Source organism: Streptomyces caniscabiei, from assembly GCF_014930365.1.
Taxonomy (GTDB): domain Bacteria; phylum Actinomycetota; class Actinomycetes; order Streptomycetales; family Streptomycetaceae; genus Streptomyces; species Streptomyces caniscabiei.
On record NZ_JABXWI010000017.1, the window covers coordinates 188,233 to 207,478 of the forward strand.

The window sequence follows — 19,246 nt, forward strand, 5'->3', positions numbered from 1 at the left end:
GCGGTGGCACACGCTGGTCACGACACTAGGGACGGGTGATTTCTCGTACGTGACCCATTTGTTTCGCACAAGTTAACCGGACATCCCGCCCCGCACCCCACCTGTCCGTATGGCAGAACGGTCGCAGTACCGTGGTCGGGTGGACAAGAGGCAAGCAATCGGATCGTGGCTCTCCGGCCCCCGCGACGCCGCGGAGGCGGCCGGAGTCGACTTCGGATACAGGGGGGAGCAGCTCGGTCTGCCGGAGGAGGGCCCCGGCTCCATCGCCCGCCCCGGCCGCCGCCTCGGCGCCCTGGCCGTCGACTGGGGTCTGTGCCTCTTGATCGCATACGGCCTGATCACCGACGGCTACGACCAGGCCACCAGCAACTGGGCCCTGCTCATCTTCTTCCTGCTCCACGCCCTGACGCTGGGCACGGTCGGCTTCACACCCGGTAAGCGCCTCTTCGGCCTGCGCGTCGTCGCCCAGGACACCGGGACGGTGAACCCCTGGCGCGCCCTGGTCCGCACCGCCCTCCTCTGCCTCGCCGTCCCGGCCCTGGTCTGGGACCGCGACGGCCGGGGCCTGCACGACCGGCTGGCCCGCACGGTCGAGGTCAGGATCTGAGGCCCTCACGCGCGTACGACGATCACGCGTACGACGATGGGGGGCGCCCGGAATGATCCGGGCGCCCCCCATCGTCGTACTCATGTCGTCAGCGGGCCTTCGGGCCGCCCTTCGGCATGCGCATGCCCTTGGGCATCGGGCCCTTGGGGAGCGGCATGTTGCTCATCAGGTCGCCCATGGCGCGCAGCCGGTCGTTGGTGGCGGTCACCTGGGGGCCGGAGAGGACGCGCGGCAGCTTGAGCATGGTCGTGCGGAGCTTCTTCAGCTCGGTCTGGCCCTCGCCGGTGCCCACGACCAGGTCGTGCACCGGGACGTCCGCCACGATGCGGGCCATCTTCCGCTTCTCGGCGGCCAGCAGGCTCTTCACCCGGTTCGGGTTGCCCTCGGCGACCAGGACGATGCCGGCCTTGCCGACGGCCCGGTGCACCACGTCCTGGCTGCGGTTCATCGCCACCGCGGGCGTCGTGGTCCAGCCACGGCCCACGTTGTCCAGGACCGCTGCCGCGGCACCCGGCTGGCCTTCCATCTGCCCGAACGCGGCCCGCTCGGCCCGCCGTCCGAACACGATCGCCGTCGCCAGGAACGCGAGCAGGAGGCCCAGGATGCCGAGATAGATGGGGTGACCGATCAAGAAACCGATCGCGAGGAAGACACCGAAGGTGATGATTCCGACAGCCGCGAGTACAAGACCGATCTTCTTGTCGGCCCTGCGGGTCATCTTGTACGTCAGAGCGATCTGCTTGAGTCGCCCGGGGTTCGCAGCGTCCGCTGCGGGTTCCTTCCTCGCCATGGCACGAAGTCTACGTGTCCGGGGAAGCGAGGACGACGGCGGTGCCGGTGGGGACCGGGGACCGGCGGCTGCGCTGGGGAAGCGGCGCCGGGCGGCGGCGGTGCCGGCGTGGTGCGGCGGCTGTCGTCAGGAGGTACGCGAGCCGACGACCGCCTCGAGGACGCGCTCGGTCTCGACGCGGTCCTTGGCGCGGCGGCGGTCCTCCAGGACGGAGGTCCAGGCATTGCGACGGGCGGTGCGCTGACCACTGCTCATGAGCAGCGACTCGACGGCACGGAGTGCATCGGTGAACGACGGGATCGCTGTGGCACGAACGGGTGCGGCCTGCATGGGAGGTCCCCCCTCGGGATGGCTGCTCTGGCTAGGACCCTGTACCGGGCGTGAAACCAGGGTCACTCATTGGTGTTACCAGGGCGTGACCGACCGGTCAAACGCCAGTGAAGCCTTGCTGTGCGGCCCTTAAACCTCGGCGCGGCCCTGACACTGCCCTCATCTGCGAGGACGGTCAGGACCGCGGTCAATCGGCCATTACCGACGAGTAGCCCCTTGTGCTCAGATTCACACGAATCGGGTGGCACTGCGTGCCATTCAGCCTAGCGCCAGGAACGGGCCTGGAGGGGGCCAGGAACGGGCCCGGGGCGGGCCTGGAAGGGGCGGTGAACGGGGTCAGACGGCCTGCGACGCGACGTACGCGCCGCGCTTCTCGACGGCCATCTGGTACAGCCGGCCGGCACGGTACGAGGAGCGGACCAGCGGGCCGGACATCACACCGGAGAAGCCGATCTGGTCGGCCTCCTCCTTCAGCTCGACGAACTCATGCGGCTTGACCCAGCGCTCCACGGGGTGGTGCCGGACGCTCGGGCGCAGGTACTGGGTGATGGTCACCAGCTCGCAGCCCGCGTCGTGCAGCTGCTTGAGCGCCTCGCTGACCTCCTCGCGGGTCTCGCCCATGCCGAGGATCAGGTTGGACTTCGTGACCAGACCGTAGTCACGGGCCTCGGTGATGACCTTCAGGGAACGCTCGTAGCGGAAGCCGGGGCGGATGCGCTTGAAGATCCTCGGGACCGTCTCCACGTTGTGCGCGAAGACCTCGGGGCGGGAGGCGAAGACCTCCTCCAGCAGCTCCGGGACGGCGTTGAAGTCGGGCGCCAGCAGCTCGACCTTGGTCTGGCCGTCCGCGCGCTGCGCGGTCTGCTGGTGGATCTGGCGCACGGTCTCGGCGTACAGCCAGGCGCCGCCGTCCTCCAGGTCGTCGCGGGCGACGCCGGTGATGGTGGCGTAGTTCAGGTCCATGGTGACGACGGACTCGCCGACGCGGCGGGGCTCGTCGCGGTCCAGCGCCTCGGGCTTGCCGGTGTCGATCTGGCAGAAGTCGCAGCGCCGGGTGCACTGGTCGCCGCCGATGAGGAACGTGGCCTCACGGTCCTCCCAGCACTCGTAGATGTTGGGGCATCCGGCTTCCTGGCAGACGGTGTGGAGCCCCTCGCTCTTCACGAGGCCCTGCATCTTCGTGTACTCGGGGCCCATTTTCGCCCGGGTCTTGATCCACTCGGGCTTGCGCTCGATGGGGGTCTGGCTGTTCCGGACCTCCAGGCGCAGCATCTTGCGTCCGTCGGGTGCGACTGCGGACACATCGGCTCCCTGTGCTTCGATTCTTCGGCGTCCACCAGGGTACGCCCGTACGGTTCTCGGTCCCCGGGGTGGGCAACCTTCGGCTTCGGGGTCGCATTCCCATCCGCGGGTCCGGGGGGCTTCTCGCGCAGTTCCCCGCGCCCCTGAAAGGGGCCTGCGGCCCTTTCGGGCCGAAAAAGCATGGGGCGCAGCCCCCGCTTTTTCAGGGGCGCGGGGAACTGCGCGACAGGCCCCCACGCACCCGCACCCGACAGCGCACCCCGGCCCCGGCTACGCCGACGCCCGCTCCACCACCCGCGGCTGCAGGTCCGCGTTCTCCAGGACGTCCCGGAGATGGCGCTCGGCCACGGGAAGCACCTCGGCGATCGTCACGTCGCGGCCCAGCTCGCCCGCGAGCGACGCCACCCCCGCGTCCCGGATCCCGCACGGGATGATCCGGTCGAACCACTTGTTGTCCGGGTTCACGTTCAGCGCGAAGCCGTGCATGGTGACCCCCTTCGCGACCCGGATCCCGATCGCCGCGATCTTCCGGTCCTCCCGCCGCTGCCCGGCGTTGGAGGGCGCGTACTCCGGCCCGTTCATCCGGGGGTCGAACTCGTCGTCGGTCAGCCGGGGGTCGAGGTGCAGCGACAGCCCGCCGAGACGCTGCTCGACCGGATCGCCGAGCACCCACACCCCGCTGCGGCCCTCGACCCGGGTCGTCTCGACGCCGAACTCCGCGCACGTACGGATCAACGCCTCCTCGAGACGGCGCACATGGGCCACCACGTCCACCGGCCTGGGCAGCTTCTGGATCGGGTAGCCCACCAGCTGGCCCGGACCGTGCCAGGTGATCTTGCCGCCGCGGTCGACGTCGATCACGGGGGTGCCGTCGAGGGGGCGCTCGTTGTCGGCCGTGCGCCGTCCGGCCGTGTAGACCGGCGGGTGTTCGAGCAGCAGCACGGTGTCGGGGACCTCGTCCGCGAAGCGCGCCGCGTGCACCCGGCGCTGCTCGTCCCAGGCCGCCTGGTACTCGACGGCCTCCGTACCGAACCCCATGCGGACGAACCGCAACCCACTCACGGCAAGCGCCTCCCTCGGCGGTACCGCCGAGCGGCGGCACCGCGATAGCCCTGTGGCTCTGTCAGGCGCGTGACGCGCCCAAGCCACTGTACGACCGTGCGACCGCGACCTGTTCGAGCGGTCTCCGCCGGCCGTCGTACGGGGCGCGGGGGTGCGGGCCGACGCTCGTCGTACGGCGTGGCCGCCGGGCGTACGAGGGGCCCAGCCGGCGCGTGACGGAGGCCGACCACGTCAGCCGTGCGGCAAATCCTCACACGATCGGATGAATGGTTGCGGAAGTGTGCGATCGGACGCTTACTCTCCGCTACATTCGCGCCGTTCACCAGGCCGCAAAAGGCTTCTCACCAGGCAATCCGGGAAACCCCGCCGACACCCGGAAGGCAGGAGACCGCACCGCAGATGACGGAACGACCCGCGCAGCGCACCCCCAACCGCCAGCTCGCCGCCCTCATCGCAGAAGCGGGGTTCTCGAACGCGGGACTAGCGCGCCGTGTGGACCAGCTCGGTCTCGAACACGGCCTCGACCTCAGATACGACAAGACGTCGGTCACCCGCTGGCTGCGTGGTCAGCAGCCCCGGGGGACGACACCCGCGCTCATCGCCGAGGTGTTCACCCGCCGCCTCGGCCGCCGGCTCACCGCCCAGGACCTCGGCCTGGACGCCTGCGCCCCCGTCTACGCGGGCCTGGAGTTCGCCGCGACCCCCGAGGAGGCCATCGACATCGTCGGCGGCCTGTGGCGCAAGGACTCCGGCAGCCATGCCGAGCTCCGAAAGATCGCGTTCACCCCGGCCGGGCTGGTCGTCCCCAGCCGCGACTGGCTGATCGGCCGGGCCGACGACCGGGTGGGGCGCGGTGACCCGGCAGCCACCCGGGTGCCCCCGCAGGGCCGCCCGGTCGTCCCCCGGCAGCGCAGCCAGACCGAGCGCGGCCCCGGCCAGAAGGTCACCGGCGGGGACATCGCCGCCCTCCGCTCGGTGGGCGAGCTGTTCCGCGCACTCGACGACGCGTACGGCGGCGGCCACGCCCGCCAGGCCCTCGTGCGTTACCTGGAGCACGAGGCCGAGCCGATGCTGCGCGGCGCCTACGGCGAGCAGATCGGCCGACGGCTGTTCGCGGCCGCCGCCGACCTGACCCGGCTGGCCGGCTGGACCTCGTACGACATCGGCGCGCACGGGCTCGCCCAGCGGTACTTCGTGCAGGCGCTCAGGCTGGCGCAGGCGGCGGGGGACCGGGCGTACGGGGCGTACGTGCTCGTCACGATGAGCCGGCAGGCGGTCTACCTGGGGCACGGCCGGGAGGCCGTGCAGCTCGCGCGCGTCGCCCAGCAGGGTGTCGGGTCGGCCGTGCCGCCGGTGGTGCAGTCGCTGCTGCACTCCGTCGAGGCGCGCGGGCACGCGGTGCTGGGCGAGGTGCGGGCCTCCACCGCCGCGCTGGTCCGTGCCGAACGAGCCCTGGAGACGGCCCGCCCCGGCGACGAAGTGCCGTACTGGGCGCGGTTCTTCGACGAGGCGCAGCTCGCCGACGAGTTCGGCCACAGCCACCGCGACCTCCAGCAGTACCGGGCGGCCGCCCAACACGCGGAACGCTCGCTGCAGTTGAGGGCGCCCGCCTACGCTCGCAGCCGTCTCTTCTGCCGGGTCGTCCTCGCCTCCGCCCGTCTCGGGCTCGGCGAACTCGACCAGGCCTGCCAGCTCGGCGCGGAGGCCGCGGGCCAGGCCGCGGAGATGCGGTCGGTCAGGGCCGTGGAGTACGTCCGCGACTTCGAACGCCGCCTGGAGCCGTACCGGGACGCCGCCCCGGTCCGCGGCTACCGGGACAAGGTGGCGGCGCTGATGTAGGCGCGCGGCACACGACAGGGGCGCCCGGCGGAAACTCCGGGCGCCCCTGTGTCGTTCAAGCCGTCCACACCGCCCCACGTGGCTCCAGGGGCCGCGGGCGGGTCTCCACGGGCTCCCACGGGCCCCGGTGGCCCCGCGCGGTCTCACGCGGCCGTTTCCAGCGGCTCCTCCAGGAACGTGGGGTGGGCGTCCAGGTCGGTCAGGACGGCGTGGGCGGCCCGGCGGGCGGAGTGGAGCGCGCCCTGCACGGTGCTGGTGTCGCGGTGGTCGCCGCAGACGTAGAGACCGGCGAGGAGCCGCACCGGACGCCGCAGATCGTGCGGCGCGGGCATCGCGGGGACCGCCTCGGGGACGTGGTACGCGGCGAGCAGCTCCCAGCGGGTGGTGGACGTCCGGTAGAGACGGGCCAGTTGGGCGCGGACCGTGGCGTCGAGGTGCGCGGCGTCCGGGGGAGTCCCGAGGACCGTGGAGGTGATCAGGGCGCGGCCCGCCGGAGCCCGGCTCGGGTCGACCTGGCTGATCACCGCCGTGTGCGAGACGGGTCCGCCGCGGTCGGCGTCGAGGAGCAGCGCCGGTTCGGTCAACGGGGGCTCGTCCGTGGCGTGGTGCAGGACCGTCACCGGGTGGAACCCCGGCACGCGCAGACCGGGGAGCAGCGTGGCTGCGGACCGGGCGTCCGTGGCCAGCACCACGGCCCGGCAGGCGAGTTCACCGTGGTCGGCCGTGGTCACCGAGGTCGTGCTGATGGCCGTCGCCCGCACCCCCGTGCGGACCGAGCCCGGGGGCAGCGCGGCCGCGAGGAGTTCGGGCAGGGTGTCGGCGCCGCCCTCCGGGACGCAGAGCCGGCCGGTCGCGTACGTGTGCAGGGCCAGATCGGCGCAGCGGCTGGACGTCGTCAGCGCCGGGTCGGCGAGCAGCGCGGTCAGCAGCGGACGGACGAAACCGTCGATCGTCCGGGGCGGGAAGCCCCGGGTCGCCAGGGCTTGGGAGGCAGGGACCTCCGCGCGGGCGAGGAGCCGTTCGGGCGCGGTCGCGGCGAGCCGGGCCAGCGCCATGGCCAGCCGCGACTGATCGGCGGGGGCGCCCAGCCGGCCGGGCCGGGTGCCCGTGGAACGGGCCTGTCCGCGGCCCTGGTTCCTGGGGAGCCTGGGGGCGCTTGCGAGGGCGCGCGCGGCGGTGAGTGCGCCCCTCGCGCTCCGCAGGACGGGGGTGGCGCCGGCCCGCTGATGACGCCCGTCGGAGTGCAGCAGGACGCCGGGGGCGAACGGGCGCAGGGGCAGCATCTCCATGTGCGGGGTACGCCGCAGTTCCGGGTACGACGTGGACAGCAGATGCGTCGTCCGGTCGAGACGGAAGCCGTCGATCTTCTCGGTGGACATACGGCCGCCGACGGCGGGGGCGGCCTCCAGGACGAGGGTCCGCAGACCCGCCCTGGTCAGATGTCCGGCCGCAGCGAGGCCGGCCACGCCGGCTCCTACGACGATGACGTCCACGTCCCGCGTGTCCGCCTGGTACGCCGACTGGTGCACCGACTCAAGCACGTGCCCCTCCCGAGGTCGCGCGGCTGCGGGGACGTTATGCCCCCAACACCCATCTGAAATACCTGAGTTCGGCACGAGAGTGAAGGTGGGAGCCGGGTCCGGGGAAGGAGCGTGTGACCTCGCACGGGGGCATGGGCGGGGTGTTCGTGCGCCGGGCGTCCGGGGGGTACCGGTTCGTCGGCGACCGCGGGCCCGGTGGGGCTTCTCGCGCAGTTCCCCGCGCCCCTAAAAGCATCAGGCCCCTGCGGGCCTGAAAGGCGACGGGGCTGCGGGCCTGAAAAGCACGGGGCGCAGCCCCTGCTTTTCAGGGGCGCGGGGAACTGCGCGACCGGCCCCCACGCACCCGCACCCGACAACGCCCCCACCCACAACGAACCCACCCGCTCAGCCGAGCGCAGCTCGAATCGCGTCGTCGATCTCCGGATACCTGAACCTGAAGCCCGACTCCAGCAACCGCGTAGGAACCGCCCGCGTGCTGCCCAGCACATCACCGGCGACGCCCCCGAGGGCGAGCCGCAGCGCGGGCGCCGGCACCGTGAACAGGGTGGGCCTGCGCAGCACGCGTCCCATCGCCGCCGTGATCTCCCGGTTGGTGCGCGGGGTCGGCGCCGTCAGGTTGAACGGCCCGGAAAGGGACGGCGTGAAGAGCAGGTGCCGCAGCGCCGCGACCTCGTCGTGCAGGGAGATGAAGCTCCAGTACTGGCGGCCGTCCCCCATCCGCCCGCCCAACCCGGCCTTGAACAGCGGGAACAGCGGACCCCAGGCACCCCCGCCCCGGGCCACCACCAGCCCCGTGCGGGCGAACGCCGTACGGATCCCGGCCTCCCGCGCGACCCCGGCCGCCCCCTCCCACTCCACGCACAGCGCGGACAGGAACTCCGCCCCCGGCTCCGCCGACTCGTCCACCACCCGGTCACCCGTGTAGCCGTAGAACCCGATCGCGCTGCCGTTGACGAACACGCTCGGCGGGGTGTCGAGGGCGGCCGCGGCCTCGGCGAGCGTCCGGGTGCCGCGCACCCGGCTCTCGCGGATCGCCGCCTTGTACGCGTCCGTCCAGCGGCGGGACGCGACCCCCGCGCCGGCGAGGTTCACGACGGCCGCGCACCCCGCGAGCCCCGCCCTGTCGATCCGTCCCGCGTCCGGGTCCCAGCGCACCTCGCCCCGCGCCCTGGGCTCCCGTCGCACGAGCCGGAGCACCTCGTAGCCGTCGGCGGTGAGGGAACGGTCCAGAGCCGAACCGATCAGGCCGGACGCACCGGCGATCGCGATTCGAGAACCGGGCGGAACGGGCGATTCATCGGTCATGCCCACCATCCTGCCCGGCGGACGGCGCGGGCAGGGGACCGGGGCACCCGCACCGGCGCGAACCAGCGTGCACCGGCGTGCACCGACCGCCCGGGCGCCGTGCCACGGCCGTACAGTGGCCGCCATGCCCGTTCCGCACATACGCCTCGCGACCTCGGACGACGAGGACACGCTCGGCCGCCTCGACCGCGAGACCTGGTCCACCCTGCACTCGGTCCAGGAGCGGCCCACACAGCCGCACGAGCCGTTCTTCGACGAGCGCTACGGCCCCCACGACCATCTGGTGGCCGAGCTCGACGGCAGCGTCGTCGGATACGTCCGCCTCGCCCTGCCCTCGAAGCTCGCCTGTCACGCCCACGTCCGCCAGATCCAGGGTCTCGCCGTCGCGGACGAGGCACGCGGCTCGGGGGTCGCCCGCGCGCTGCTGCGCGCCGCGCAGGACGAGTCCCGGCGACGCGGCGCCCGCAGGCTCACCCTGCGGGTCCTCGGCCACAACACCCCGGCCAGGAAGCTCTACGAGTCCGAGGGTTTCGTCGTGGAGGGCGTCCTGCCGGAGGAGTTCCTCATCGACGGGGCCTACGTGGACGACGTGCTGATGGGCCGTCGGCTCTGAACAGCCCCGATCGGACGTGACCGGATCACGAGGTCACGAGTTCGCCCGTGTCCACCGCCGCCGTCGCGTTCGCGGCGCGCTCCGCGTCGGGGAGAACCTCGTCCACGGTGAGCACGTAACCCGTCTCCGCGTCCGAGGTGGAACGGGCGAAGACGACGCCGAAGACCCGGCCGTCGGTGGTCAGGAGCGGGCCGCCGGAGTTGCCGGGGCGGACGGTGGAGCGGATGGAGTAGATGTCGCGGGTCACCGAGTCGGTGTTGTAGATGTTCCGGCCGGTCGCGTCGATACGGCTGGCGACCGTGGCCGCCTGGAGGTCCAGGCCGCCGTCCTCCGGATAACCGGCCACCACCGCCGCGTCACCGCGCCCCGCGCTGTCGTCGAAGCGCAGCAGCGGGGCCCGCAGACCCGGGACGTACAGGACCGCCACGTCCTTGTCCGAATCGAACAGCACCACCTTCGCCTCGTACGCCTTGCCCACACCGCCCACCCGCACGCTCGGCTCGTCGATGCCGGCCACCACGTGGGCGTTGGTCATCACGTGCTCGGTGGCGTACACGAAGCCGCTGCCCTCGCGGCCCTGGGTGCCCGCCACGCCCTCGATCTTCACCGTGCTGCGCTTGGCGGCGGCGGTCGCGGCCGCGGTGACGCTGTCGCCGGAGGGCTTGGCCACCTCGGCCGTCGCCTCGTTCTCGAAGGGGTTGAAGACCTGCGGGAAGCCGGCCTCGGTGAGCGCCGAGGTGGCGTCGGAGAACCAGGCCGGGGTGGTCTCCGGCATGGTGTTCTGCACGGCGCCGAGCAGCGCGGAGTTACGGATCGAGTTGGTCACCATCGCCGACGAGGAGGCTGCGAGGACGCTCGCGGCCACCCATGCCACGATCAGCACGGCGACGGTGTTGGCCGCGGCCCCGCCGACGCCGTCGGCCACCCGCAGCGGACTCCGGTCGATCTCCCGGCGCAGCCGCAGCGCCAGCCGGCCGGCCAGCTCGTGCCCGATCACCCCCGGCACCAGGACCGTCAGCACCGCCGTGACCGTCGCCGCCGGGGTGCCCGCCTCCACCAGCTCCATCATCCAGGGCAGCACCCAGACACCGATCGCCGCGCCGCCCACGAAACCGGCGAGGGACACACATCCCGCGACCAGGCCGCGACGGTAACCGGACGCCGCGTAGGCCAGGATCACCAGCATCAGCAGGATGTCGAGCACGTCCACTCCGACCGCCTCTCTCTAGGGACCCTGTAGTACGCGCGGCACGCGTGCAGTGATCAGCTGTGAGCGCACCGCACCCGGGTGGGCCCGCGCGAACCGGCCACCACCGTGCCGTGTGCGCCCCCGAAGAGTAAAAACGCCCCGGACCACGGCGTTGGTTCCTTCCGCTTCCACCGGGTGGCCCACTCCACATCGCGGCCGGCGTGCGTCCGGGTGACTGTGGGGCCATGCGTGTGTTCCGGATGTCGCGGGGGGCGCGAATGCGGCGGCTGCTCCGTGCGGGGCGCCGCCGCACACGGACCCCGCGCGCCCCGGCCCCGGCCCGGCGGCGGCCGCGCCGGTCCCACGACGGCCTCGGCCCGGCCGCCGACGGCACGGGCGCGGCCCACGGCGCCACGGGCCAGGCAGACGACCGCACCGGCGCGGCCCACGACCGCACGCGACCGGCACGCGAGTGTGCGCGCCGGGTGCGGGAACGTATGCGCCTGGCCCGGGAGCGCGTGGACCTGCCCCGGCCCGTCCTGATGCTGCTGGCCTGTCTGCCCGTGCTGGGGGCCGTCCTCGCCCTGGTGCTGTACGCGATCGGCGTGGACCGTACGGCCGAGCGCGCCGACGGGCCCGCCGCGGCCGAGCCCGCGCTGCCGCACCGGGCGCCCCGGCCGGCCATCGTGCCCAGGGCCCGCTGGCTGGAGAAGGACGCGCCCAGCCAGCCGCCCGCCCGCTACGACGACGAGGTCGCCGCCGTCTTCGTCCACCACACGGACTCCCCCAACGGCTACGACTGCGCCGACGCGCCCCGCATCATCCGCGGCCTCTACACCGGCCAGACCGACGCCAAGCACTGGGACGACATCGGCTACAACTTCCTCGTCGACCGCTGCGGCACCATCTACGAGGGCCGCGCGGGCGGCGTCGACCGCGCTGTCGTCGGCGCCCACACCCAGGGCTTCAACCACCGCACCTCCGGTATCGCCGCGCTCGGCACCTTCACCGCGGGCGTCCCCGTCCCGCAGGCCATGACCGACGCGATCGCCGCGATCGCCGCATGGAAGCTGGGGCTCTCCGACGTCGACCCCCGGGGCAGCGTCCGGCTCACCTCCAGCAACAGCCTCAGCCGCTACGCCGCCGGCACCACCGTCCTGCTGCCCACCCTCGCGGGCCACAGCGACGGCTACATGACCAGCTGCCCCGGCGCGGCCCTCGCCGAGCGCCTGCCCGCGATCCGGGAACTGGCGGCCCGCCTCCAGGGCCGGACGTAGCCGGGCGGCACATCTCATGAGGTTCACAGGCAGCGCGCCGCCGCCTCACAGAGTTCTCCCAGATCCGCGCCCTACCTTCGTGGTCGTCACGCCGACCGGAGGTGGGGAAAATGAGCGGCAGCCGTACGAAGAACATGTCCCGTGACCCGAAGAAGTCCTGGGCCTCGGCCCTGCGGGGCCCGTGGACGGTGGCCTGTGCGACCGTCGTCGTCGTGCTCGGCCCGTCCGCCGTCACCGCGTCCGCGCTGGAACGCGCGAACACCGCGCCCCTGCACGGAACCTCGGCCCCCGAACACCCGGCCCCGGGCAAGGAACGACGCCACCACGGCGGGCCGTACACCACCGAGCCGTCCGCCTACCTGCCCCGCACAACGAACCGCGGGCTGCGGGCGTGACCCGGACGGCGGGCCTCAGGCCCGGAAGCGCTCCCAGAGCTTCGGGCAGCGTTCCGCGAGCGCGGAGTCGTCCTCGAAGTCGAGCGGGTTCCCCTCGGGTTCGCCGGGCGGGGGCGGGATGCCGAGGTCAGGGGCGACCACACCGGTGAGCTGCTCGTACGCCTCGTCCGCGGCGTATCCCAGCTCCTCGGCGTCCCCGTCGATCTCCTCGTCGAAGTCGTCCAGCAGATCGGCGAGCGCGTCGGGGTCGTGCACCGCCCCCTCGAACACCTCCCGGCCCTGGCCGATCAGCCAGCACCGGAAGTAGTCGAACGCGTCGTCACTGGCACCGCCCAGCAGCACCGTGGCGGCGCCCCAAAGGTCCCACGTGTACGCGCGGTTGTAGCGGGACTCGAAGTGCCGGGCGAAGTCCAGGACCGCTTCCGGGTCCAGCCGGCCGAGCCGTTCCACGAGCAGGTCGGCCTGGTCCTCGGGATCGCCCTCGGCGTCCTCGCGGGCCGTGTCCACCAACTCCCAGAACTCCGTCTCGTCCATCACTGGTCCAGCATCGGGCCTGGGCGGGTGGGACGCACGTGGAGAACGACCCATTCTTGCCTCACGAGGACTCGTACAGCCGAGCCAGCCGGCGCGCGTCGTCCGCGAAGCGCTCCCGCAGCGCGGCGGGAGCCAGCACCTCGACCTCCGCTCCCAACGCGATGAGCTGGGTGTACGCCACGTCCTCCGACTCCACGCGGAGGGCGACGGTCACCCGGCCGTGCTCGTCGGGGGTGTCGGCCACGGCGCTCAACGCGTCCCGGGCCGACACGGGATCCACCACGTGCGGCAGCCTCCGCACGCCCTCCGCCGACAGCCGCACGACGACCTCGGCGCGCAGGATCGACCTGGCGAATCGTTCCGCCTGCTCGTCCCAGTGGGCCGGCAGATCGAACGTCTCGTCACGGGTGAAGCGCTCGTCGACGGTGTCGACGCCGGTGAAGCGATCGATGCGGTAGGTACGGAAGACCCCTGAACCCGGCCGGGTGCCGGAACCCGCCCCGGCGCCGGGGCCGGAGGGCGGTTCCGCGTCGGGAACCCGGGCGCACAGGTACCAGATGCCCGCCTTGAGCACGAGACCGTACGGCTCCAGGGCCCGCTCGACCTCGGTGTGTCCCCTGCGGTACCGCGCGACGATCCGGCGGTCGTCCCAGACCGCGTCCGCGACGGTGGGCAGCAGCTCGGGCGTCTTCGGCTCCTTGAACCAGCTCGGCGCGTCGAGGTGGAACCGCTGGGAGGCCGTGCGGGACGCGTCCCGCAGGGAGGGGAGAAGGGCGGCCGACACCTTCAGCCGGGCGGCGGAGGCCGCGTCCTCCAGCCCCATCTCCCGCAGCGCGCCCGGCACACCGCTGAGGAACAACGCCTCGGCCTCGGTGCGGGCCAGCCCTGTCAGCCGTGTGCGGTACCCGCCGATCAGCCGATAGCCCCCGGCCCGCCCGCGGTCCGCGTAGACCGGTACCCCCGCCTCCGACAGCGCCTGGGCGTCCCTCGTCACCGTCCGCTCGGACACCTCCAGCTCCCGCGCGAGTTCGGCGGCGGTCATGGAGGGCCGGGACTGAAGCAACAACACCATCTTGATCAGCCGGGCAGCACGCATGGGGCCATGATGCCGGGCCGGGGTGACAAAAGGGGGTGGGTTGTCGGGTGCGTTCTTCGGGCGCGGGTGGGTGGGGGCTGGTCGCGCAGTTCCCCGCGCCCCTAAAAGCTTCAGGCCCCCCGCGGGCCTGAAAAGGCGACGGGGCCGCAGGGGTGAAAAGCACGGGGCGCAGCCCCTGCTTTTCAGGGGCGCGGGGAACTGCGCGAGAAGCCCCACCGGAGCCGCACCCGCCGACGAACCCGCGCCCCCGAGCTATGAGGCGCCCCCGCCCCCTACAACCCGTACCGCTCCCGCGCCTCCTTCACCGCCGTGGCCTTGACCTCTCCACGACGTGCGAGCTGCGCCAGCACCGCCACCACGATCGACTGCGCGTCGACGCCGAAGTGCCGACGGGCCGCCTCACGCGTGTCGGACAGGCCGAACCCGTCCGCCCCCAGCGACGAGTAGTCCTGCTCCACCCACTGCGCGATCTGGTCGGGAACCTGCCGCATGTAGTCGGAGACCGCCAGCACCGGCCCCTCCGCCCCCTGCAACGCCTGCCGCACGAACGGCACCCGCTCCTCGCCGCGCAGCAGCGCCGCGTCGGCCTCCAGCGCGTCCCGCCGCAGCTCGCTCCAGGACGTCGCGGACCAGACGTCGGCCGCCACACCCCACTCCTCCGCGAGCAGCTTCTGCGCCTGGAGGGCCCAGTGGATCGCCGTACCGGAGCCGAGCAGCTGCACGCGCGGCGCGTTCGCCACCGGGGACAGCCCCGCCGACTCGGCCGTGTTGAAGCGGTACAGGCCCTTGACGATGCCCTCGTCCACCCCGGCCACGCCCGGCTTCGCGGGCTGCGGCAGCGGCTCGTTGTAGACGGTCAGGTAGTAGAAGACGTTCGGGTCCTCGTCCGGCGCGGCCTCGCCGTACATCCGGCGCAGACCGTCCTTGACGATCGTCGCGACCTCGTACGCGAACGCCGGGTCGTACGTCAGCGCCGCCGGGTTGGTCGCCGCGATCACCGGCGAGTGGCCGTCGGCGTGCTGGAGGCCCTCGCCCGTCAGGGTCGTACGGCCGGCCGTCGCGCCGACGAGGAAGCCGCGGCCGAGCTGGTCGCCGAGCTGCCACATCTGGTCGGCCGTGCGCTGCCAGCCGAACATCGAGTAGAAGATGTAGAACGGGATCATCGCCTCGCCGTGCGTCGAGTACGACGTCGAGGCGGCGATGAAGTCGGCCATGGAACCGGCCTCGGTGATCCCCTCGTTGAGGATCTGGCCGTCCTTGGCCTCCTTGTAGTACATCAGCTGGTCGCGGTCGACCGGCTCGTACGTCTGGCCCTTGGGGGAGTAGATCCCGAGAGACGGGAAGAGCGACTCCATACCGAAGGTGCGCGCCTCGTCGGGGACGATCGGCACCCAGCGGCGGCCGGTCTGCTTGTCGCGGACCAGGTCCTTGACCAGGCGGACGAACGCCATGGTCGTCGCCACGTTCTGCGAGCCGGAGCCCTTGTCGAAGGCGGCGAAGGTCTTGTCGGCGGCGGCGGGGAGCGGGGCCAGCGCGTGCGTACGGCGGGCCGGAGCGGGGCCGCCGAGGGCGGCGCGGCGCTCCTGGAGGTAGCGGACCTCGGCGGAGTCGGCGCCCGGGTGGCCGTAGGGCACGACCCCGTCGACGAAGTCGCTGTCCCTGATGGGGAGTTCGAGCAGATCACGCATCTGCTTGAACTCGTCCGTCGACAGCTTCTTCATCTGGTGGTTGGCGTTCTTCGACGCGAAGCCCTCGCCGAGGGTGAAGCCCTTCACGGTCTGGGCCAGGATGACGGTCGGCGCGCCCTTGAACTCGACGGCGGCCTTGTACGCGGCGTACACCTTGCGCGCCTCGTGACCACCGCGGGAGAGGTGGAAGCACTCCAGGATCTTGTCGTCGCTCAGCAGCTTCGCCATCTCGACGAGCGCCGGGTCCTTGCCGAAGAAGTCCTGGCGGATGTAGGCGGCGTCGCGGGTCTGGTACGTCTGCACCTGCGCGTCCGGTACCTCGCGCAGCCGGCGTACGAGCGCGCCGGTGGTGTCGAGCTGGAACAGCTCGTCCCACGCGGAGCCCCAGAGCGACTTGACGACGTTCCAGCCGGCGCCCCGGAACTGGGCCTCCAGCTCCTGCACGATCTTGAAGTTCGCGCGGACCGGGCCGTCGAGGCGCTGGAGGTTGCAGTTGATGACGAAGGTCAGGTTGTCGAGACCCTCGCGGCTCGCCAGCGCGAGTGCGGCCGTCGACTCCGGCTCGTCCATCTCGCCGTCGCCGAGGAACGCCCAGACGTGGGAGTTCGAGACGTCCTTGATGCCGCGGCTGGTGAGATAGCGGTTGAAGCGCGCCTGGTAGATGGCGGAGAGGGGGCCGAGGCCCATGCTCACCGTCGGGAACTCCCACAGCCAGGGCAGACGGCGCGGGTGCGGGTACGACGGGAGGCCGTCGCCGCCCGACTCGCGGCGGAAGTTGTCCAGGTGGGACTCGTTCAGCCGGCCGTCGAGGAAGGCGCGGGCGTAGATGCCGGGGGAGGCGTGGCCCTGGATGTAGAGCTGGTCGCCCGAGCCGTCGGCCTCCTTGCCCTTGAAGAAGTGGTTGAAGCCCGTCTCGTAGAGCCAGGCGGCGGAGGCGAAGGTGGCGATGTGGCCGCCGACGCCGTATTTGGAGCCACGGGTGACCATCGCGGCCGCGTTCCAGCGGTTCCACGCGGTGATACGGCGCTCCATGGCCTCGTCACCGGGGATGCCCGGCTCGGCGGCGGTGGGGATGGTGTTGACGTAGTCCGTCTCGAGCAGCTTGGGCAGCGCGATGCCGTTGCCCTCCGCACGCTCCAGGGTGCGGCGCATCAGGTACGCCGCGCGGTGCGGGCCGGCCGCCTTGGTGACGGCGTCCAGCGAGGCCTGCCATTCGGCGGTCTCCTCCGGGTCCCGGTCGGGGAGCTGGTCGAGCGCGCTCGGCTGGATGGCGTGGGAGTCGGTCATTGCGCCGCCTTCCTCAGTCGAAGGGGGTTCCCTCATCGGTAAGGGTTCGGGGGTGCCCTTGGTCTTTGGCAGGACAGGGCTGGGGCCTCGGTGGAAGCCCGTCGGCGACTGTAACCCGTTGATCGATGATCGATCAAAGGGTTGCGGGCAAAATATCTTGATCACGAGAAAGTCGGCACGGGGTGCCTTCGGCGACGACACCGGGTGCCTTGGTGGTCCCGGGTTTGTGCAGGTGGGGCGGCGTTTGAGCGGGGGTTCGCTCAACGGGGTGGGGGGTGTGGTGTGTTGGCGGGTGCGGGTGAGTGGGGCTTCTCGCGCAGTTCCCCGCGCCCCTGAAAAGCAGGGGCTGCGCCCCTTGCTTTTCAGGCCCGCAGGGGCCTGGTCTTTTAGGGGCGCGGGGAACTGCGCGAGAAGCCCCACCGGGGCCGCGGACGAACAACTACGCAGGCTCGTCGTCCGTGTGCGGCGCGCAGCCCAGTACATGCGCCTTCACCAGGTCCGCGATCCGGGGGTCACGCCGACGGAACGCCGCCACCAACTCCTCGTGCTCCTCCGCGTACGACTGCTGGACCGTCCCCAGCCACCGGATCGAGAGCGCCGTGAAGACCTCGATCCCCAGCCCCTCCCACGTGTGCAGCAGCACCGAGTTCCCCGCCGCCCGCACCAGCTCGCGGTGGAACGCCACCGTGTGCCGCACCTGGGACGTGCCGTCCGCGTTCCGGTCCGCCTCGTACAGCGCGGCCACGTGCGGCTCCAGCGCCGAGCAGTCCTCCGCCAGCCGTTCCGCCGCCAGTTCCGCCGCGATCGCCTCCAGGCCCGCCCGGACCGGGTAGCTCTCCTCCAGGTCGGCCGCCGTCAGGTTCCGCACCCGTACGCCCTTGTTCGGCGCGGATTCGATCAACCGCAGCGACTCCAGCTCACGCAGCGCCTCCCGGACGGGCGTCTGGCTGACCTCCAGCTCCGTCGCGATCCGCCGCTCCACGATCCGCTCGCCCGGCTTCCACCGCCCGCTCACGATCCCCTCCACGATGTGCTCGCGGATCTGTTCGCGCAGCGAGTGGACGACGGGCGCGGTGGTCATGCGGGCTCCTTCGGCGGGGGACAGAGCCCCAAGGGCGTTGACCTCTAGACAATAAAGCCGTGGCCCTCCGCTGGAGAGGCGCACGGGGGTGCTTTCGCGCAGGTGAGACGAGACTTACACGCCCCCTCGGAGACCGGTTTGTAAAGACCCGTACCGGCCACGCTCGACGGCGGTTCCCCGCCCGGCCGCGGCCGGCGCCGACGCACCGGTGCCCCGCCCGGAGGACTCCGGACGGGGCACCGTCGTACAGCGATCAGTGGCCTCTGTTCAGAAGCCCCTGGTCAGAGAGGTCACAGACCGAGCTCGACCTCGAACTCGCCCGCCTCCAGGATCGCCTTGACGGCCGTCAGGTAACGGGCCGCGTCGGCGCCGTCGACCAGACGGTGGTCGTAGGAGAGGGTCAGGTACGTCATGTCGCGGACGCCGATGACCGTGCCCTCCTCGGTCTCGATGACCGCCGGGCGCTTGACCGTGGCACCGATGCCGAGGATCGCGACCTGGCCCGGCGGCACGATGATCGTGTCGAAGAGCGCGCCGCGCGAACCCGTGTTGGAGATCGTGAAGGTCGCGCCGGACAGCTCGTCGGGCGTGATCTTGTTGGCGCGGACCTTGCCGGCCAGCTCCGCCGTGGCCTTCGCGATACCGGCGATGTTGAGGTCGCCGGCGTGCTTGATGACCGGGGTCATCAGGCCCTTCTCGGAGTCCACCGCGATACCGACGTTCTCGGCGTCGAAGTAGGTGATCGTGCCTTCGCCCTCGTTGATCTTGGCGTTGATCGGCGCGTGCGCCTTCAGCGCCTGGGCCGCGGCCTTGACGAAGAACGGCATCGGGGAGAGCTTGACGCCCTCACGGGCGGCGAAGGAGTCCTTCGCGCGGCCGCGGAGCTTCATCAGACGCGTGACGTCGACCTCGACGACCGACGACAGCTGCGCCTGCTCGTGCAGCGCCTTGACCATGTTGTCGCCGATGACCTTGCGGATGCGCGGCATCTTGACGGTCTGGCCACGGAGGGGGGAGGCCTCCAGGCTCGGCGCCTTCTTCGCGGCGGCGGCCGGGGCGGCGGCCGGAGCCGGGGCAGCGGCGGCGGCCTTCGCGGCCTCGGCGGCGGCGATGACGTCCTGCTTGCGGATACGACCGCCGACGCCGGTGCCCTTGACGGAGCCCAGGTCGACACCGTTCTCGGCGGCGAGCTTGCGCACCAGCGGGGTGACGTAGGCGCCCTCGTCGGTGGCCTTGGCGGCCGCCGACGAGGCCGGCGCGGCGGCCGGGGCGACCGGAGCGGGCGCGGGAGCCGGCGCGGCGGCGGCGGG

17 protein-coding genes are annotated in these 19,246 nt (G+C 72.2%); 5 read left to right on the forward strand and 12 right to left on the reverse strand.

The features are described from left to right. Positions 1-139 precede the first annotated feature (139 nt). Positions 140-607: an RDD family protein gene (locus HW837_RS37905; RefSeq protein WP_045555411.1), complete on the forward strand. Its 468-nt coding sequence runs from the start codon at positions 140-142 to the stop codon at positions 605-607. Positions 608-695: 88 nt separating this feature from the next. Here HW837_RS37905 and HW837_RS37910 read toward each other — a convergent pair whose 3' ends face one another. The 4 genes from HW837_RS37910 to lipB all read right to left on the reverse strand — a co-directional run bounded on the left by HW837_RS37910 (position 696) and on the right by lipB (position 4,091). Then, positions 696-1,397: a DUF4191 domain-containing protein gene (locus HW837_RS37910; protein WP_033527459.1), complete on the reverse strand. Its 702-nt coding sequence runs from the start codon at positions 1,395-1,397 to the stop codon at positions 696-698. A gap of 126 nt (positions 1,398-1,523) precedes the next feature. After that, complete coding sequence (locus tag HW837_RS37915) at positions 1,524-1,727, reverse strand: SCO2195 family GlnR-regulated protein (RefSeq protein WP_060884962.1); 204 nt, start codon at positions 1,725-1,727, stop codon at positions 1,524-1,526. A 336-nt stretch (positions 1,728-2,063) separates the two neighbouring features. Next, positions 2,064-3,029 carry a lipoyl synthase gene (gene lipA, locus HW837_RS37920; protein WP_045555409.1) on the reverse strand — a complete coding sequence of 322 codons (966 nt, stop codon included), beginning with the start codon at positions 3,027-3,029 and terminating at the stop codon, positions 2,064-2,066. A gap of 270 nt (positions 3,030-3,299) precedes the next feature. After that, positions 3,300-4,091, reverse strand: a complete 792-nt coding sequence (gene lipB / locus HW837_RS37925; protein ID WP_078853250.1) for a lipoyl(octanoyl) transferase LipB — start codon at positions 4,089-4,091, stop codon at positions 3,300-3,302. 399 nt (positions 4,092-4,490) lie between these two features. Here lipB and HW837_RS37930 point away from each other — a divergent pair, with 399 nt between their 5' ends. Next, positions 4,491-5,930, forward strand: coding sequence for an NsdA family TPR-like regulatory protein (locus HW837_RS37930; RefSeq protein ID WP_045555407.1), 1,440 nt, complete (start codon positions 4,491-4,493; stop codon positions 5,928-5,930). A 143-nt stretch (positions 5,931-6,073) separates the two neighbouring features. Here the strand turns inward: HW837_RS37930 and HW837_RS37935 are convergent, their stop codons facing one another. Together HW837_RS37935 and HW837_RS37940 are read right to left on the reverse strand one after the other, a co-directional pair. Continuing rightward, on the reverse strand, positions 6,074-7,471 hold the full coding sequence (locus HW837_RS37935) for an NAD(P)/FAD-dependent oxidoreductase (RefSeq protein ID WP_045555406.1): 1,398 nt from the start codon (positions 7,469-7,471) through the stop codon (positions 6,074-6,076). Between the two features lie 384 nt (positions 7,472-7,855). Next, on the reverse strand, positions 7,856-8,776 hold the full coding sequence (locus HW837_RS37940) for a TIGR01777 family oxidoreductase (protein WP_045555405.1): 921 nt from the start codon (positions 8,774-8,776) through the stop codon (positions 7,856-7,858). 124 nt (positions 8,777-8,900) lie between these two features. Here HW837_RS37940 and HW837_RS37945 point away from each other — a divergent pair, with 124 nt between their 5' ends. Next, a complete protein-coding gene (locus HW837_RS37945) occupies positions 8,901-9,389 on the forward strand; it encodes a GNAT family N-acetyltransferase (protein WP_177261667.1) in 489 nt (162 codons plus the stop codon). Positions 9,390-9,414: 25 nt separating this feature from the next. On the opposite strand, the gene HW837_RS37950 is transcribed toward HW837_RS37945, so the two are convergent. After that, positions 9,415-10,599, reverse strand: coding sequence for a MarP family serine protease (locus tag HW837_RS37950; RefSeq protein ID WP_093788213.1), 1,185 nt, complete (start codon positions 10,597-10,599; stop codon positions 9,415-9,417). A gap of 521 nt (positions 10,600-11,120) precedes the next feature. Between HW837_RS37950 and HW837_RS37955 the strand changes: the two genes are divergently transcribed. Together HW837_RS37955 and HW837_RS37960 are read left to right on the forward strand one after the other, a co-directional pair. Then, positions 11,121-11,855, forward strand: coding sequence for a peptidoglycan recognition protein family protein (locus HW837_RS37955; protein ID WP_177261685.1), 735 nt, complete (start codon positions 11,121-11,123; stop codon positions 11,853-11,855). 110 nt (positions 11,856-11,965) lie between these two features. Next, positions 11,966-12,250, forward strand: coding sequence for a hypothetical protein (locus HW837_RS37960; protein ID WP_045555402.1), 285 nt, complete (start codon positions 11,966-11,968; stop codon positions 12,248-12,250). Positions 12,251-12,265: 15 nt separating this feature from the next. Here HW837_RS37960 and HW837_RS37965 read toward each other — a convergent pair whose 3' ends face one another. From HW837_RS37965 to sucB, 5 genes are all read right to left on the reverse strand, one after another. Next, positions 12,266-12,784, reverse strand: a complete 519-nt coding sequence (locus HW837_RS37965) for a DUF4240 domain-containing protein (protein ID WP_045555401.1) — start codon at positions 12,782-12,784, stop codon at positions 12,266-12,268. 61 nt (positions 12,785-12,845) lie between these two features. After that, positions 12,846-13,880, reverse strand: a complete 1,035-nt coding sequence (locus HW837_RS37970) for a helix-turn-helix transcriptional regulator (protein ID WP_045555400.1) — start codon at positions 13,878-13,880, stop codon at positions 12,846-12,848. A gap of 272 nt (positions 13,881-14,152) precedes the next feature. Next, positions 14,153-16,855 (reverse strand): pyruvate dehydrogenase (acetyl-transferring), homodimeric type, encoded by a 2,703-nt coding sequence (gene aceE / locus HW837_RS37975; protein ID WP_045555399.1) that lies wholly within the window; start codon positions 16,853-16,855, stop codon positions 14,153-14,155. A 439-nt stretch (positions 16,856-17,294) separates the two neighbouring features. Further along, the gene (locus HW837_RS37980) at positions 17,295-17,936 is read right to left on the reverse strand and encodes a GntR family transcriptional regulator (protein WP_045555398.1); all 642 of its coding nucleotides are present in this window, start codon (positions 17,934-17,936) and stop codon (positions 17,295-17,297) included. A 290-nt stretch (positions 17,937-18,226) separates the two neighbouring features. After that, positions 18,227-19,246: 2-oxoglutarate dehydrogenase, E2 component, dihydrolipoamide succinyltransferase (gene sucB / locus HW837_RS37985; protein ID WP_193383563.1), on the reverse strand; the 1,020-nt coding region annotated here is incomplete at its 5' end.